This is a genomic window from Acinetobacter lactucae (genome assembly GCF_013344765.1).
GTDB classification, from domain to species: Bacteria; Pseudomonadota; Gammaproteobacteria; order Pseudomonadales; family Moraxellaceae; genus Acinetobacter; species Acinetobacter lactucae_A.
This window is the reverse complement of sequence record NZ_JABVBF010000077.1, coordinates 1-15,721: the sequence shown is the minus strand read 5'-3', so window position 1 is coordinate 15,721 and position 15,721 is coordinate 1. Positions and strand designations below refer to the sequence as shown.

12 protein-coding genes are annotated in these 15,721 nt (G+C 38.6%); 5 read left to right on the top strand and 7 right to left on the bottom strand.

The window, feature by feature from the left end:
- Positions 1 to 13 precede the first annotated feature (13 nt).
- From HUN22_RS09550 to HUN22_RS09535, 4 genes are all read right to left on the bottom strand, one after another.
- Positions 14 to 1,456, bottom strand: a complete 1,443-nt coding sequence (locus HUN22_RS09550; protein ID WP_174728513.1) for a cryptochrome/photolyase family protein — start codon at positions 1,454 to 1,456, stop codon at positions 14 to 16.
- A gap of 118 nt (positions 1,457 to 1,574) precedes the next feature.
- Complete coding sequence (locus tag HUN22_RS09545) at positions 1,575 to 2,057, bottom strand: FKBP-type peptidyl-prolyl cis-trans isomerase (protein ID WP_002118581.1); 483 nt, start codon at positions 2,055 to 2,057, stop codon at positions 1,575 to 1,577.
- Between the two features lie 135 nt (positions 2,058 to 2,192).
- Positions 2,193 to 3,479 carry an NAD(P)/FAD-dependent oxidoreductase gene (locus HUN22_RS09540; protein WP_174728510.1) on the bottom strand — a complete coding sequence of 429 codons (1,287 nt, stop codon included), beginning with the start codon at positions 3,477 to 3,479 and terminating at the stop codon, positions 2,193 to 2,195.
- A gap of 98 nt (positions 3,480 to 3,577) precedes the next feature.
- Complete coding sequence (locus tag HUN22_RS09535; RefSeq protein ID WP_174728506.1) at positions 3,578 to 4,897, bottom strand: D-alanyl-D-alanine carboxypeptidase PBP6B; 1,320 nt, start codon at positions 4,895 to 4,897, stop codon at positions 3,578 to 3,580.
- A 170-nt stretch (positions 4,898 to 5,067) separates the two neighbouring features.
- On the opposite strand from HUN22_RS09535, the gene HUN22_RS09530 reads away from it, so the two are divergent.
- Entirely contained in the window at positions 5,068 to 6,771 is a 1,704-nt protein-coding gene (locus HUN22_RS09530; protein ID WP_174728503.1) for a M61 family metallopeptidase, read from the top strand.
- 399 nt (positions 6,772 to 7,170) lie between these two features.
- Entirely contained in the window at positions 7,171 to 9,408 is a 2,238-nt protein-coding gene (locus HUN22_RS09525) for an NADP-dependent isocitrate dehydrogenase (RefSeq protein ID WP_174728500.1), read from the top strand.
- A 114-nt stretch (positions 9,409 to 9,522) separates the two neighbouring features.
- Here the strand turns inward: HUN22_RS09525 and HUN22_RS09520 are convergent, their stop codons facing one another.
- Positions 9,523 to 10,314, bottom strand: a complete 792-nt coding sequence (locus tag HUN22_RS09520; RefSeq protein WP_174728497.1) for an rRNA large subunit pseudouridine synthase E — start codon at positions 10,312 to 10,314, stop codon at positions 9,523 to 9,525.
- A 196-nt stretch (positions 10,315 to 10,510) separates the two neighbouring features.
- Here HUN22_RS09520 and icd point away from each other — a divergent pair, with 196 nt between their 5' ends.
- Positions 10,511 to 11,767 (top strand): NADP-dependent isocitrate dehydrogenase, encoded by a 1,257-nt coding sequence (gene icd / locus HUN22_RS09515; RefSeq protein WP_016146080.1) that lies wholly within the window; start codon positions 10,511 to 10,513, stop codon positions 11,765 to 11,767.
- A 40-nt stretch (positions 11,768 to 11,807) separates the two neighbouring features.
- Here the strand turns inward: icd and HUN22_RS18135 are convergent, their stop codons facing one another.
- Entirely contained in the window at positions 11,808 to 11,933 is a 126-nt protein-coding gene (locus tag HUN22_RS18135) for a hypothetical protein (RefSeq protein ID WP_075383506.1), read from the bottom strand.
- Positions 11,930 to 13,108: a YbfB/YjiJ family MFS transporter gene (locus HUN22_RS09505; protein ID WP_217488132.1), complete on the bottom strand. Its 1,179-nt coding sequence runs from the start codon at positions 13,106 to 13,108 to the stop codon at positions 11,930 to 11,932. The genes HUN22_RS18135 and HUN22_RS09505 overlap by 4 nt, the downstream gene beginning before the upstream one ends.
- 96 nt (positions 13,109 to 13,204) lie before the next feature.
- On the opposite strand from HUN22_RS09505, the gene HUN22_RS09500 reads away from it, so the two are divergent.
- Complete coding sequence (locus HUN22_RS09500) at positions 13,205 to 14,086, top strand: LysR family transcriptional regulator (protein ID WP_174728516.1); 882 nt, start codon at positions 13,205 to 13,207, stop codon at positions 14,084 to 14,086.
- Between the two features lie 208 nt (positions 14,087 to 14,294).
- Positions 14,295 to 15,689: an L-cystine transporter gene (locus tag HUN22_RS09495; RefSeq protein ID WP_174728494.1), complete on the top strand. Its 1,395-nt coding sequence runs from the start codon at positions 14,295 to 14,297 to the stop codon at positions 15,687 to 15,689.
- The last annotated feature ends 32 nt before the right edge of the window (positions 15,690 to 15,721 follow it).

The window sequence follows — 15,721 nt, the reverse complement described above, 5'->3', positions numbered from 1 at the left end:
ACGTAACTCTTATCTAAATACTCTTGAAAGTTTCAATTGCTTTAAGACGAGTTTCTTTTAAATCAACAATTGGTTTTGGATAATTTAACTGCATATTCGTTTTATTTGAATACGGTTCGTGAATGATTTTATTGTCTAAATGAGCTAATTCTTCTACCCATTGACGAATATAGTCTCCATCTGGATCGAATTTCTTTGATTGAGCAATAGGATTAAAAATTCTAAAGTAAGGTACAGCATCTGTTCCCGTAGAAGCGCACCATTGCCAACCTCCATTATTTGCTGCTAAATCACCATCTATTAAATGCTCCATAAACCATTGTTCACCTATTCTCCAATCGATAAGCAAGTTTTTACATAAAAACATAGCGGTAATCATGCGAACACGATTATGCATCCATCCCGTTTTTAAAAGTTGACGCATTCCAGCATCAATAATCGGTATACCCGTCTGGCCAGTTTGCCATGCCGTTAGGTGCTCTGGATTATGATTCCACTTGATTTTCTGAGTATTCTTTTTAAATGGAATGTGTTTAGAAACATGGGGGAAATCAAACAAAATATGCTGATAGAATTCTCGCCAAAGCAGTTCATCTAACCAAGTCTGCTGGCCTTCATTCGTCAAATGAAAGTTGCCATGTTCAGCCCTAAAAAGAGCTTGTAAGCACTGGCGAATAGACAAAATTCCAAGGCTCAGATAAGGGGAAAGTTGGCTAGTACCTTTTACATTTGGAAAGTCACGTTCTAATTTATAATTAGATAAATGATCTTTAATAAATACATCGAGCTGCTCTAGTGCAAAATCTTCTCCAACTGGCCATAAATCATCTTGCTCTTTAGAAACAGATGGATCAAAAAAAGCTTCGATATCTCCTAGACTTAAGCTATTTATTTTTAAAAAAGAGGCTGGGTAACTATTTTGCTTTTCAGGAATTGGGTAGCATTGAGGTAGACCACTGATATCCAATTTTGAATAACATGCTTTTTTGAATGCACCGAACACCTGATAGGGTTGCTGTGACTGATTGCGAATCGAGCGTAAAGGAAAAATCGTACGATCATGGAACAAAAAGAGTTCTTTACCTTGTTGATTTAAAACTTCTTGTACAATTTTATCTCTTTTTAATTCATTAACGCCGATTTCTATATTTGAATAGACATTTTCGATATGAAGTTGAGCACTAAGTTCACGAATATAATCAGCAATATCTTTCCAATAAGGAATGACTTGAATAATAAGTGGAATGTTAAGCTGTTCTAATTCTTTTTTGAGTTGTTGAAGTTGGCGTAAATAGAAATTAATTTTTATAGGTGCGTCGTGATGTATTTTCCATTGTTTAGGCGATAAAATAATTAACCCAATACAAGGTCCTTGTTGAGAGGCATGCCATAAAGCAGCATGGTCTCGAACTCTTAAATCCTGACGAAACCAAATCAGCTGATTTACGTTTGACATGAAAAGTAGACCTTTTAGAGTGAAGTGACTGAGAGAATTATTATCAAAATATTATATAAAAATAAAGACATAAAAAAAGCAAAGCCGAAGCTTTGCTCTTATCATCTTTAAAGATGAATTAGTGGTGATGACCACCAGCACCGTGTACGTGACCGTGATCTAATTCTTCTTGAGAAGCATCACGGATTTCTACGATTTCAACTTCAAAAGTTAAATCTTGACCAGCAAGTGGGAAGTTAGCATCAACAACAACGTTGTCGCCTTCAACCGCTTTAACAGTAACGATCTGTACGCCGTCATCTGTTTGAGCTTGGAATTGCATACCAGGTTGAATGTTCTCAACACCTTGGAACATTTGAGCTGGAACTTCTTGAACTAGGTCTGGGTTGTATTCGCCATAACCTTCAGCAGCTGGAACGTTAACAGTGAATTTTTCACCAACAGTTTTACCTGTTAATGCATTTTCTAAACCAGGAATGATATTGCCTGCACCGTGCAAATAGGCAAGTGGTTCACCTTGAGATTGATCAAGTGTTTCACCCTCAGCGTTTGTTAATTTGTAGTGGAATGAAACCACGTGGTTATTTGCAATAGCAGTCATGTTTTTGATCCATTCAATCAATTGAAGCGTACATCATAAAGTGAAAAATAAATTTTGTAGACTACAAAATCTTAATCTTTGGCACTTTTTCTGATGCGTTTTTATATAAATAGGGACGAACTTAAAAAATTCAACTTAATACAGCTTAATTTTTGGACGTACACGTCTTGTAAGTAAATCTTTCATTGTGAGTAGTCCAGCTTGAGTATATCCGTGAATCGTTGCTTGATGTAAACGATATAAAGAGACATACATTGTTTTTGCAATATAGCCTTGCACGCTTACGTCCCCGAGTAATTCTCCAACGGCTTTATGACGACTTAAAGACACGAGAGAACCTTTTTCATTAAAGGTAAACATAGGTTGTGATCGGCCATTTAGTCGAGCAGCCATAGCATCGACTAAGAAGCTTGCTTGTTGGCTTGCAACTTGAGCACGTGGGCCAAGTGGAGGATGTCTTGCATCAAGTTGGCAATGAGCACAATCACCAAACGCAAATACATTTGGGTCGGAATAGGTTTGCAACGTTGCATAGACCATTAAACGGTTAATGTTATCGCGTTTAAAGTCTGTAAAACTTTCTAGTACTTTAGGTGCTTTTACGCCTGCTGCCCAAACGGTAATATCACTTTTGAGTTGGTTGCCATTACTAAAGTAGATGCAATGCTCATCAATTTTTTCAACGCGGTGTTGAGTTAAAATTTCAACACCCATTTTTTTGAGTTGCTCAGCACTGTGTTCGGCAGTTTTATCATTTAGAGCAGGTAAAATACGTTCAGAAGCTTCAATCAGTGTGATTTTGACTTGGTTTGGGTGAATCTTCTTTAAACCATATTTATAAAAGTTTTTGGTTGTTTCAATTAACTCAGCTGCAAGCTCTACACCTGTTGCTCCCGCACCAACAATTCCAATATTTAAAGTTCGCTGGTTAGGTTGATTTTGAGCTTCAATATAAAGATGTAATAAATCTTGCTGGAAAATATCGGCTTGCTTTCTGCTATCGAGGAAATGGCAGTTTTCACGCACTCCCGCGGTATTAAAGTCATTTGATACTGAACCAAGTGCTAAAATAAGTGTGTCATAACTTAGCTCTTGTGGGTGAGCTTGTTGGTCCTTAGACAATTGAGGAGGAATCAACTCAATTAATTTTTTATCTTTATTGATACCAACTAATGTTCCGAGCACAAATTCATAATGATGTTTTTCTGAATGCGCAAAATAGTTAGTTTGTTCTTCGTGTGGATTTAAAGAGCCCGCAGCAATTTCATGAAGCAAAGGTTTCCAAATATGGGTAAGGTTTTGGTCAACTAACGTAATCTTCGCTTTATGGTTTTTCCCAAAAGTTTCACCGAGTTGTGTGGCCAGTTCTAAGCCACCAGCGCCACCACCAACAATTACAATATGATGTAAATCTTGGGTCATTTTTATCACCTAATTATTTTTCTATAAAAAAAGATGGCTGAATTATGCCATCTTTTATTTATAAAATTTATTGTGCGTCTGTGCACAATTTGATGTTTTTAGTGCGAATCTACAGGATAGAGTTTTGCTGCACTATGTTCACTTGATGAAAAAATAGAGAAGAGGCTAGAAAACCACATTGCGATTTTTTGGAAAATATTGGCTTCTTCAATATGTACATTATCTTCGATTTGAAGACTGCGGATCAGTTGATTGTTCTGATAAATAGAGACTGTTGCTAAACTCACCACTTTCATTAATGGCGCAGTTAATTGTTTTTCATTAAGTTCAATATTTACGTGTGTTTGGGTCGTTTCAAGCGGAGAAATGACTTTGAGTTGTTGATTGCTATCAAGAACTTGAACACGTTGAGTTACGTTGTCGAAATTATTTAAGTCAATTGGTGCAGGGTCTGCATATAAAGACGTCGTTACAATGGTCGGTTGCTTTGTCTCTACTTTAAACATTTTTAAAGTAGATTTTACAACAGGTAGCTCAGCAATTAATTTTTGCTCAGGAATAATCACTTCATCACGTGTATAGGCATAAGCAAGATTCATTAATTTATCTGCAATCTCAGCGCGTTTGACTGCACTTGGCGTACCTAAAACAATGACTAATAAGCGTCTTTGAGTTAAGTCAGATGAGAATGAAGGACGTGAAGCTGTTAGTGCCAAATTGTAGCCAGCTGCCTTGGTATATCCAGTTTTTAAACCATCTACATATGGATCATATTTGAGCGCAAGGTTTGTTGCATGGTGGAAGCGTTGGTTATAGCTAAAGCTTGGCATTTTTGAATAATGTAAATATTCAGGGGTTTGTTTAATTAAAGCCTGACTTAATAAGCTAAGGTCGTGTGCTGTCGTGAAATGATCAGGCATCGTAATTCCGGCAGGATTACTAAAATGAGTATTTTTCATACCCAAAGCTTGAGCTTCCTGATTCATACGTTGTACAAAGCGCGGAACATCACCAGAAATTTTTTCAGCTAAAGTCACGGCTGCATCATTAGCAGACATCACAATTAAACCTGCCAATAACTGATCAACTGAAATTTGTTCACCAGCTTTAAGATACATTTGTGATTCATCCCACTGCACAACACTAACCACTGGAGTAGCAGTAATGATTTCTTCTTTTTTCAGCTTCCCAGCTTTAATCTCTTTTAGGGCAATGTAGGCAACCATCATTTTGGTTAAAGATGCTGGTGCACGTTGCACATGGCTATTATGCTCAGCAATAATTTGACCCGATTGAGTATCTACAATAGTCCATGCAGCAGCTTCAACACTTTCAGGTGCAATATTGAGTAATGCAGCATGGGTTAGATTGGTACAGAAAATACTAAAGAGGGTAAAAAGAGATAGAAAAAATTTCACGGATGACCTTAACTTTCACTGGCAAATACGGGACACAGATGCACAGCATGCTATGCCTTTTTTTCATGGAAGGCTAGTGGGAATTGTTGCCAAAAAATACATCTACGCAAGACGATATAAAAAAGTGATAATCTAATATCAAGCCGTTCTTATTTTAAATTGAAGAATTTATGTTGCATTATCAAATTGAGTTCGATGATTACAAACAGCACCTTGTTCACGTGACAATTCGTTTTTTAGCCAACCCGAATCAGGAACTTTGGTTACCAACGTGGATTCCGGGTAGTTATCTAATTCGAGAGTTCTCAAAACATATTGAATCCGTTAAAGCTTATGATGAAGCTGGACGTCTGCTGGACATTAAAAAAACGAGCAAGAATCGCTGGCGTTTATTTAATACAGATCATGAATTAATGACGATTGAATATGATGTGTATGCATATGATTTGTCTGTTCGTGGTGCGTATGTAGACCAAACTCGTCTATATATCAATCCTGCGTGTGTATGTTTGGCTTTAGAGGGGCAGGAGCAGTCTGCTTGTGAAGTCGAAGTTTTCTTGCCAGATGAATTAAAGCATTTTCAGTTAGCAACAGGCTTAGCTTCAAAAAGCTTAGTTAAAGGTCGATTTACTTTAAAAGCAGATCATTACGATCAACTGATCGATAGCCCATTTGAATTGGCTGATCAAACACGCTTTAGTTTTGAGACGAACGGCATTGAACATGAGTTCGTAATTTCTGGTTCGCACAATACCAATATTGATCGCCTAAAAGCCGATATTGAAAAGATTTGTGCAGCTGAAATAAATATGTTCGGTTCAGCACCATTTAAAAACTATACCTTTATGACTATGGCAACAGGGAATAGTTATGGTGGATTAGAGCATTGCAATAGCACAAGCTTGATTACACCGCGTGATGATTTGCCAAAGTCGAATGAACCAGCTGAACCTTCTAAAGATTATCAACGCTTTTTAGGCTTATGTAGTCATGAATATTTTCATTCATGGTTAGTCAAGTTTATCCGTCCAGAAAACTTTGCAAACTATAATTTACATCAAGAAGGCTATACTTCTCTACTTTGGATATTTGAAGGCTTTACTTCATATTATGACGACTTGATTTTATTACGTAGCGGCGTGATTTCTCAGAAGTCTTATCTGGATTTACTCAAAGCACAAATTGACCGCTATTTACAAAACCCTGGACGTTTTGTTCAAACAGTGGCTGAATCAAGTTTTGATGCCTGGATCAAATTTTATCGTCAAGATGAAAACTCGAATAATGCGGGCACCAGTTACTACAATAAAGGTTCGTTAGTTGCATTATGCCTAGATTTAGGTTTGCGTCTACGTGGTTCTAGTCTTGATGCTTTAATGCGTCGGTTATATGAAAATACTCAAAATGGTATGCAAGTAAATGAAAGAACCATTTTTGATTTATGTAAGGAACTGACGGGTGATAGCTGGATTGAACAAATTAATCATTTGATTAATACGACTGATGAATTACCACTTGATCAATTGTTCCCTGAGTTTGGCCTAAGTTATAGAGTTAAAACTGACAAATCTTTGCCATTAGGTTTGAAACTTGTTGATAAGCCAGAAGGTGTACTCGTACAAAGTGCTCGTCGTGATGGCCCAGCAGTTAAGGCAGGTATTTCTGCCAATGATGTAATTATTGCAATTGATGGGTTAAAAGCGACCACTAAACTGATTGAGAAATATGCCAAACAGGGCGCTACTTATACTGTGTTTGCTTTCCGTCGTGATGAGTTACTATCTTTTGAAGTTGAGTGTGCTACATCTGATTTAACTGAAGTTGAACTTGTAGTTGAAGATCAAGCTAAAACTGAAAAATGGTTAAAAGCTTAAATAATAGTTAAATAGTTTATAAAAAACCGATGTTTTACACATCGGTTTTTACTTTTAAGCACTTCTAAAAGATGATCGCCGTTTTATCTTTGAGTTTGTTTTGAATGAAAAGTATAATAATTGTCAGAACTCTGAAAGATATCTCATGTAATTTAAGACTGTTCTATACCTAGAAGATTGGTAAAGCTGTGAATATTACTTTAAGTTGGGTATAAGAATATTATCAATAGATTTAAATTATGTATTATTTCACTGCGAAATGTCGTTATCACTGGATATTTCGTTGACTGGAAGACAATGAGAGCCGATACTCTCAGGGTTTTATTTAAGCATATCGGTTCGTAGGCACTGGGCCACAAGCTCGGTCCTCAACACTCAATCAAACGGAAGGGGCTATATATGGCTGGTGAAAAGTCAACTATTATTTACACACTGACTGATGAGGCGCCATTATTGGCGACCTATTCGCTACTGCCGATCATTGAGACCTTTACCAAGCCAGCTGGCATCGAGATTATTAAAAGTGACATCTCTGTAGCTGCACGTGTGCTCGCAGAATTCGCTGATTACCTAAGTGAAGAGCAAAAGGTATCTGACAACCTTGCAGAGCTAGGTCGTCTTACACAAGATCCAGAAACAAACATTATCAAACTCCCGAACATTAGTGCGTCTGTTGCACAATTAACTGCATGTATCAAAGAGCTTCAATCAAAAGGTTATGCAATTCCTGATTATCCGGAAAATCCGACGACTGAAGAAGAAAAATCAATCAAAGCTCGTTATGGTAAGTGCCTTGGTTCAGCAGTAAACCCTGTCCTTCGTGAAGGTAACTCTGACCGCCGTGCTCCAGCAGCAGTTAAAAACTATGCGAAAAAACATCCTCATTCAATGAGCGAGTGGAAACAGTGGTCACAAACTCATGTTTCACATATGGAAGAAGGTGACTTCTACCATGGTGAAAAATCAATGACACTTGATCGCGCGCGTAATGTGAAAATGGAACTTATCACGAATAGTGGTAAGAGCATTGTTCTTAAGCCAAAAGTTGCGCTACAAGACGGTGAAATCATTGATTCAATGTTCATGAGCAAGAAAGCACTTTGTGATTTCTATGAAAAAGAACTTGATGATTGTAAAGAAGCGGGAATTTTATTCTCTTTACACGTAAAAGCGACAATGATGAAAGTTTCACACCCGATCGTTTTCGGTCACTGTGTGAAAATCTATTACAAAGAAGCTTTCGAAAAACACGGTAAGTTATTTGACGAATTAGGCATTAACGTAAATAACGGTATGGCTGGGTTATACGAGAAAATCGAAACTCTTCCTACTTCATTACGTGAAGAAATCATTGAAGATTTACATGCTTGTCAAGAACACCGTCCTGCACTTGCAATGGTTGACTCGGCAAAAGGCATCACTAACTTCCACTCACCAAACGACATCATCGTTGATGCTTCTATGCCAGCAATGATCCGTGCTGGTGGTAAAATGTGGGGTGCTGATGGTAAGCAATATGATGCTAAAGCTGTTATGCCAGAATCAACATTTGCCCGTATTTACCAAGAAATGATCAACTTCTGTAAATGGCATGGCAACTTCGATCCGAAGACTATGGGTACAGTACCAAACGTTGGTTTGATGGCTCAAAAAGCTGAAGAATACGGTTCTCACGATAAGACTTTTGAGATTTCAGAAGCAGGTATTGCAAATATTACCGATCTTGACACTGGTGAAGTGTTATTGACTCAAAATGTAGAAGAAGGCGATATCTGGCGTATGTGTCAGGTTAAAGATGCGCCGATTCGTGACTGGGTTAAACTTGCAGTAACTCGTGCACGTAACTCTGGTATGCCTGCGATCTTCTGGCTTGACCCGTACCGTCCGCACGAAAATGAATTGATCAAGAAAGTACAAAAGTACTTAAAAGATCATGATACGACTGGTCTTGATATCCAAATCATGTCTCAAGTACGTGCAATGCGTTACACACTTGAGCGTGTAGTACGTGGCCTAGACACGATTTCTGTGACTGGTAACATCTTACGTGACTACTTAACTGACTTGTTCCCAATCATGGAACTTGGTACTTCTGCAAAAATGTTGTCTATCGTTCCGCTTATGGCGGGCGGTGGTATGTACGAAACTGGTGCAGGTGGTTCAGCACCAAAACACGTACAACAACTTGTTGAAGAAAACCACTTGCGTTGGGACTCACTTGGTGAATTCCTTGCTTTAGCGGCATCTTTGGAAGAGTTGGGTATTAAAGAAAATAATACGCGTGCTAAGTTGCTTGCGAAAACACTTGACGAAGCAACTGATAAGTTACTTGATAATGACAAGTCTCCATCACGTCGTACTGGTGAAATCGACAACCGTGGTAGTCACTTCTACTTGTCGCTTTACTGGGCTGAAGCGCTTGCTGCTCAGAATGAAGATGCTGAGTTGAAAGCTAAATTTGCTCCTCTTGCTAAAGCTTTAGCTGAAAACGAACAGAAGATTGTTGCTGAACTTGCTCAAGTACAAGGTAAACCAGCGGATATCGGTGGTTACTACGCAATCGATCCAACTAAAGTAAATGCTGTAATGCGCCCAAGTGCTACATTCAATGCAGCGCTTGCAACAGTTGAGGCTTAATTACTAACTCATTAGTAAATAGCTTAAAAGCCGGTGTGTAAACACTGGCTTTTTATTGCCTAAAAAAAGACATTAAAAAAGCCCACTGATGTGAGCTTTAAGACTTAAATGTGTTTATCGACCATTGTTGCGTCCACGACCACGTGGTGCTTTTGTGTTTGGACGAGTTGTGCCGTTGGTCTTACGACGTGGTTTCTCACTTTCATCCATTTGCCAGATACGTTTTGTACCAGACTTTTTCGCAGAACCATCTTTGTTTTTACGAACCATTGGCTTGCCACCAGTACCGCCTGGCTTTTTCACATATGAACGTGAACGATAAGGCTGTTCAGCTGGTACATCTTTAAAGTCAGGATAGAGTAATGGTTCAATTTCTTTAACATCACCTGGTTTTAGGCCAAGTTGAACTAAGTCGATTGAGCCAATTTTAGTACGAATTAAACGTAAAGTTGGAAAACCTATCGCAGAAGTCATACGACGAACTTGACGGTTACGGCCTTCGCAAATTGAAATCTCGATCCAAGAGGTTGGAATATTTGCACGGTAACGTACTGGCGGATTACGTTCCCATAACCATTCAGGTTCACTGACTTTAATGGCTTTAGCTGGAAGCGTTATGCCATCGTTCAATTCTACACCTTTACGAAGTTGCTCAAGCGCTTCTTCGGTTACATCGCCATCAACTTGAACTAAATACGTTTTGTATTTTTTATTTGCAGGGTTGGTAATGAACTGATTCAGACCACCATGATCGGTTAAAAAAACTAAACCCTCAGAGTCCATATCTAGACGGCCTGCCAAGCGCAAAGTCGGGTCATCAACAAAGTCAGAGACGGTCATATGCGCTTCGTCTTTACGAAACTGGGAGAGAACGTCATATGGCTTGTTGAGAATCACAATTTTCATAAAAAATGGCTTCTTCTTTCAAATAACTAGAGAAAACATTGAGCTATATTTAAGTGCGAAATTTGCTTATTTCCCACATAAATCTCAAAAAGAATTAAATTCGATTAAGCTATTATGCGTTAATAAAAGTTGAAAGTATTGTTTATCGATAATTATTTTTAGTTAATTAAGTATTATAAAAGGGAGAATCTACACAATGGGTTATCAGAAGATCGTGGTTCCTGCCGACGGCGACAAAATCAAAGTAAATGCAGACCTGTCACTGAATGTACCAAATCATCCAATTATTCCTTTCATTGAGGGTGATGGTATTGGTGTGGATATCACACCAACAATGAAAGCAGTCGTAGACGCTGCGATTTTAAAAGCTTATGGTGGCAAACGCTCAATCGAATGGATGGAAGTGTATTGTGGTGAAAAAGCCAATAAAATTTATGGCAACTATATGCCCGAAGAAACGTTCGAAGCACTTCGTGAGTTTGTGGTATCAATCAAAGGTCCTTTAACCACACCAGTAGGTGGGGGCATTCGTTCACTCAACGTTGCTTTGCGCCAAGAATTAGATCTGTATGTTTGCGTACGACCAGTGCGTTGGTTTGAAGGCGTTCCTTCACCAGTTCAACACCCCGAATTAACTGATATGGTGATTTTTCGTGAGAACTCGGAAGATATCTATGCAGGTATTGAATGGAAAGCTGATTCTGAAGAAGCAAAAAAAGTAATTAAGTTCCTTCAAGAAGAAATGGGTGTTACAAAAATTCGTTTCCCTGAAGGATGTGGGATTGGAATTAAACCAGTTTCAAAAGAAGGAACACAGCGTTTAGTCCGTAAAGCCATTCAGTTTGCAATCGAAAATGACAAGCCTTCTGTGACGCTGGTTCACAAGGGTAATATCATGAAATATACCGAAGGCGCATTTAAAGAATGGGGTTATGAATTGGCTCTGGATCGTTTTGGTGGTGAACTAATTGATGGCGGTCCATGGGTTAAAATTAAAAACCCTAGAACTGGTAAAGATATCATTATCAAAGATGTCATTGCAGATGCGTTTTTACAACAGATCCTCATGCGTCCAGCCGATTACTCTGTTATTGCCACCCTAAATTTAAACGGTGATTATATTTCTGATGCTTTAGCAGCAGAGGTAGGCGGCATTGGTATTGCACCGGGTGCAAATATTGGTGGCGCAATTGCAGTTTATGAAGCAACCCATGGCACTGCGCCTAAATATGCAGGTCAGGATAAAGTAAACCCCGGGTCTATTATTCTTTCTGCGGAAATGATGTTGCGTGATATGGGGTGGACAGAGGCTGCTGATCTGATCATTAAAGGAATTTCGGGGGCGATTGCTGCCAAAACCGTAACGTATGATTTTGAGCGCTTAATGCCGGGTGCAACTTTATTACGTTGTTCTGAGTTTGGTGATGCGATTATCAAACACATGGAAGATTAAATAAATCTTATATAACAAAGCCCTCGGTTGAGGGCTTTCTTTATTGCATAAATTCGGGATGTTTCGGAGTTTTAATAAAACCAGTTTTCTTTTGATAACTCTGGTCTAGGGCTTGAATAATAAGAACGAAAGCAACTAGAAATAAAGGAAAGAGCAGAGTTTTCACGATTTGGTTTCTCCGAGAGTTGAGGTGAAAGAAGGGCGTACAGGCAGTAAAAGGCAAACCGCAAAGAGAAGAACGGTTCCACCCAAAAGAAAGAGGTGGGCATAAGACCAATGCAAATGATGTAAAGTACTAATGACCACCCCACCTAAAAGCTGAGTGCTAGCAAACCCAATGGTGGCAAGGCTCCAAAGCTTTTGATAACGTTGCTCATAAATCTGTAGCAGACTATAAGAACTAATAAATACGGTTGCGGGAGTCAGTAAGCCTGTCAAAAGCGAAGATAAGGCCAGTAAAGAAGCCGTATGTGAAATGAAAGGCAAAACAACGGCTAGGCAGTAAATGGCATATAACCATTTAATAGTCTGTAGATATCCGATTATTCGACTTAAGCAATAAGAGACAAATGCGCCAATGCAGCTTCCTACTCCATAGAGAACCCAAAATAAATTCCTTTGCTGTAATGGAAAATGCAGAGTTCCAGATAAATAATCCATCCAAAATAAAGAATGTGGAATATAGGCAAAGGCGCTACACATATAGGCAATAACAATGACCAGACCTAAATGTGATTTTTGTGAGGCTTGAAGAATGGTCGATGGTGGCTTAATAATCTGGGCCGTATTACGACTTAATAAGCGATAAAGAATTAAGCTTCCTAATAAAGAAATAACTGCAAAAATATACCAAACATAATGAATAGGCATATTTTTAAGTAGGGGAATAATAATGGTGGCAGATAAAACCCCCACACCAATTCCGCTAAATCCTAAAAAGTTAACTTTTAATCTTTGCGCGGTGGGAATGTATTTCATTGCAAAGCTAGGTGCCAAAACCATAAGTAAGCCGCCAGCAATACCTGAAATTGTGCGCCAGACAATGAACCACACCAGAGGCATCTCTATGAATGAACAGTATAGTAGGCTGAGGCTACCAGCTATAGTCGAAAGTACGATCATGGATGGGATGTACTTTTCTTTAATACTCAATAGCGCCAATAAGGCACCAATAAGATATCCCAATAAATTTGCGCTGCCTAAGTAACTGGCAAAATCATGGGTCCAGTGGTATTGCTCGATCATAATGGGCATGAGTGCGGTATAGGAAAACCTAAAAACGCCAATTCCCAAACAAGTTGCCAAAAAGACAATTAAGCTCATTCGATAAAACGTAGACATGAGAAGACGCTCAGTTTTTTTATTATTAAAAGCGAGTTTTTAAATCTTTAAAAATGATTTAATATGATAGCAATTATCTTATTTAGAGATAGTGAAATGTTGCTCAAGTCTTTAGAGTTCTTTTTAGCTGTTGCAGAGAGTGGAAGTTTTTCATTAGCTGCGCAAAAAATGTATACCGTTCAATCGAATATCACGAGCCATATAAAAAAACTTGAAGAAGAGTTGGGGGTTATTTTATTCAATCGTAATAACCCGGTGACTTTAACCAACGCCGGACAACAGCTTCATAGTTATGCTGTTCAAATGATTGCGCTGCACAATAAAGCTAAAAAAGTCTTTCAAGAGGGTGATATTGACCCGAATGAAACTATTCGTTTAGGCAGTATGGAAACAACCGCCGCAATACGTTTGCCACAGTTGCTCAATCAATGTATGCAGCGATATCCTACTTTACCCATCGAGTTGCAAACTCATCCGACACGTTATTTATTAAATGCTGTACATCAGGGAGAAGTGGACTGTGCTTTTGTGGCATCTAAACATTCAATTCCTGAGTTATATAGTTTTCCTGTGTGGCATGAAGAACTGGTTCTGGTTTGCCCTAAGCAACAATTGAGCTTTCCAGACAAGGCAACCCTTGCAAAGACCAGATTTATAGCATTTCGGCAAGGTTGCTCATATCGACATGCCATAGAGCTTTTCTTGAATGATTTTAGTGTTCCGCCTTCACAAATTATGGAAATGGGAAGTCTTGACGGAATCGTAAGCTGTGTAGAATTGGGTGTGGGTTTTGCCTTATTACCTAAATCATATCTCACAAAAGTTGCAGATAAAGTTTCAGTCAATTGTTTTGGATTAAATACGGAATCTGCTTTTTTTACTACCTATTTAGTTGCCCAATCACCAGAAACATGGGGAACCAATTTAAAGCAATTCATTCATTTTATTGAGCAACAATTTGAATTAAAGGTTGCTTAAGTAGAGGCTGATTTTTATACATAAATATCTCACTTAATTTATAAATTAAAAGTGATATATATGTATTTAAAAGTCATTTTATATTCTCACGCAAGTTTGTAATCATCTTGATGCTATAAAATTGTGGAAAAGGGTAGTTTATATAGGCTGGCTATGGTCAAATATGCCCCCTTGAAAGATGACACAAGCAATAATTTGGAGTTTGGGAATGAATATACCCTTAATCATCAATATTGTGGTTTTTGTCGGGTTAATATTTTTACTCGCCCAAACACGTAAAACAGACTGGAGCTTATCGAAAAAAGTTCTGGCTGGCTTAGTTCTAGGTGTGGTGTTTGGTTTAGGACTACATTTGATTTATGGCGGTGGCCATCCGATTCTTGCTGAATCTATTAGCTGGTTTAATATCGTTGGAAACGGCTATGTAAAACTTTTACAAATGGTTGTTATGCCTTTGGTATTTGTGTCTATTTTGGGAGCGGTTGCAAAATTACACCAAGCCTCATCTTTAGGCAAAATTAGTTTTTATACAATCGGCACTTTACTCTTTACAACGCTGATTGCTGCACTGGTAGGTGTATTTGTTACGAATCTTTTGGGCTTAACGGCAAAAGGTTTGGTGCAAGGTGCTGCTGAAACTGCGCGCTTAACTGCCATTAATACAGATTATGTAGACAAAGTTACCGATTTAAGCGTACCGCAGTTTATTCTTTCCTTTATTCCAAGTAATCCATTTGCTGAATTAACTGGTGCAAACCCAACTTCAATTATTAGTGTGGTTATTTTTGCTGTCTTTTTAGGGATAGCAGCACTCAACCTAATGAAAGATGACGCAGAGAAAGGTCAGCGTATTTTAACTGCAATTCAGACTTTACAGTCATGGGTAATGAAGCTTGTTCGTCTGGTTATGACACTTACACCGTATGGTGTTTTTGCGCTTATGACAAAAGTTGTGGCAAGTTCGAATGTTGCAGATATCTTAAATCTAGGCGGGTTCTTGGTGGCATCCTATTTAGGTTTAGCCATCATGTTTGTTGTACATGCCATTATCTTGACCATGACTGGCGTTTCTCCGCTTAAGTTCTTCAAAAAAGTTGCTCCTGTTTTGACGTTTGCATTTACTAGCCGTTCAAGCGCTGCCAGTATTCCTCTGAGTATTGAAACGCAAACTCGTCGTTTAGGTATTCCTGAATCGATTGCAAGTTTCTCAGCTTCTTTTGGTGCCACCATTGGTCAAAATGGCTGTGCGGGTTTGTATCCTGCAATGCTCGCAGTGATGGTTGCGCCAACTATGGGCATTAACACCTTAGATCCAATGTGGATTGCATCGTTAGTCGGTATTGTGACTTTAAGTTCAATTGGTGTTGCCGGAGTAGGTGGTGGTGCGACTTTCGCTGCGCTAATCGTGCTTCCTGCGATGGGCTTACCAGTAACATTGGTTGCATTGCTTATTTCAATTGAACCACTCATTGATATGGGACGTACTGCGTTAAACGTAAATGGTTCAATGACCGCGGGTGTTGTGACGAGTCAGTTAATGGGCCAGACTGATAAAGAAATATTAAACAGTGAAGATGAAATTGAGTTAACTCAACATCATTAAGAATTAGTATTAAACGGCTCTCCACTCTGGAT

Bases quoted from the DNA above. Each gene is read 5' to 3' on its own strand.
- HUN22_RS09520 (WP_174728497.1), bottom strand. From the start codon at position 10,314: ATGAAAATTGTGATTCTCAACAAGCCATATGACGTTCTCTCCCAGTTT.
- HUN22_RS09550 (WP_174728513.1), bottom strand. From the start codon at position 1,456: ATGTCAAACGTAAATCAGCTGATTTGGTTTCGTCAGGATTTAAGAGTT.
- HUN22_RS09525 (WP_174728500.1), top strand. From the start codon at position 7,171: ATGGCTGGTGAAAAGTCAACTATTATTTACACACTGACTGATGAGGCG.
- HUN22_RS09530 (WP_174728503.1), top strand. From the start codon at position 5,068: ATGTTGCATTATCAAATTGAGTTCGATGATTACAAACAGCACCTTGTT.
- HUN22_RS09495 (WP_174728494.1), top strand. From the start codon at position 14,295: ATGAATATACCCTTAATCATCAATATTGTGGTTTTTGTCGGGTTAATA.
- HUN22_RS09505 (WP_217488132.1), bottom strand. From the start codon at position 13,108: ATGTCTACGTTTTATCGAATGAGCTTAATTGTCTTTTTGGCAACTTGT.
- HUN22_RS09545 (WP_002118581.1), bottom strand. From the start codon at position 2,057: ATGACTGCTATTGCAAATAACCACGTGGTTTCATTCCACTACAAATTA.
- HUN22_RS09540 (WP_174728510.1), bottom strand. From the start codon at position 3,479: ATGACCCAAGATTTACATCATATTGTAATTGTTGGTGGTGGCGCTGGT.
- HUN22_RS09500 (WP_174728516.1), top strand. From the start codon at position 13,205: ATGTTGCTCAAGTCTTTAGAGTTCTTTTTAGCTGTTGCAGAGAGTGGA.
- icd (WP_016146080.1), top strand. From the start codon at position 10,511: ATGGGTTATCAGAAGATCGTGGTTCCTGCCGACGGCGACAAAATCAAA.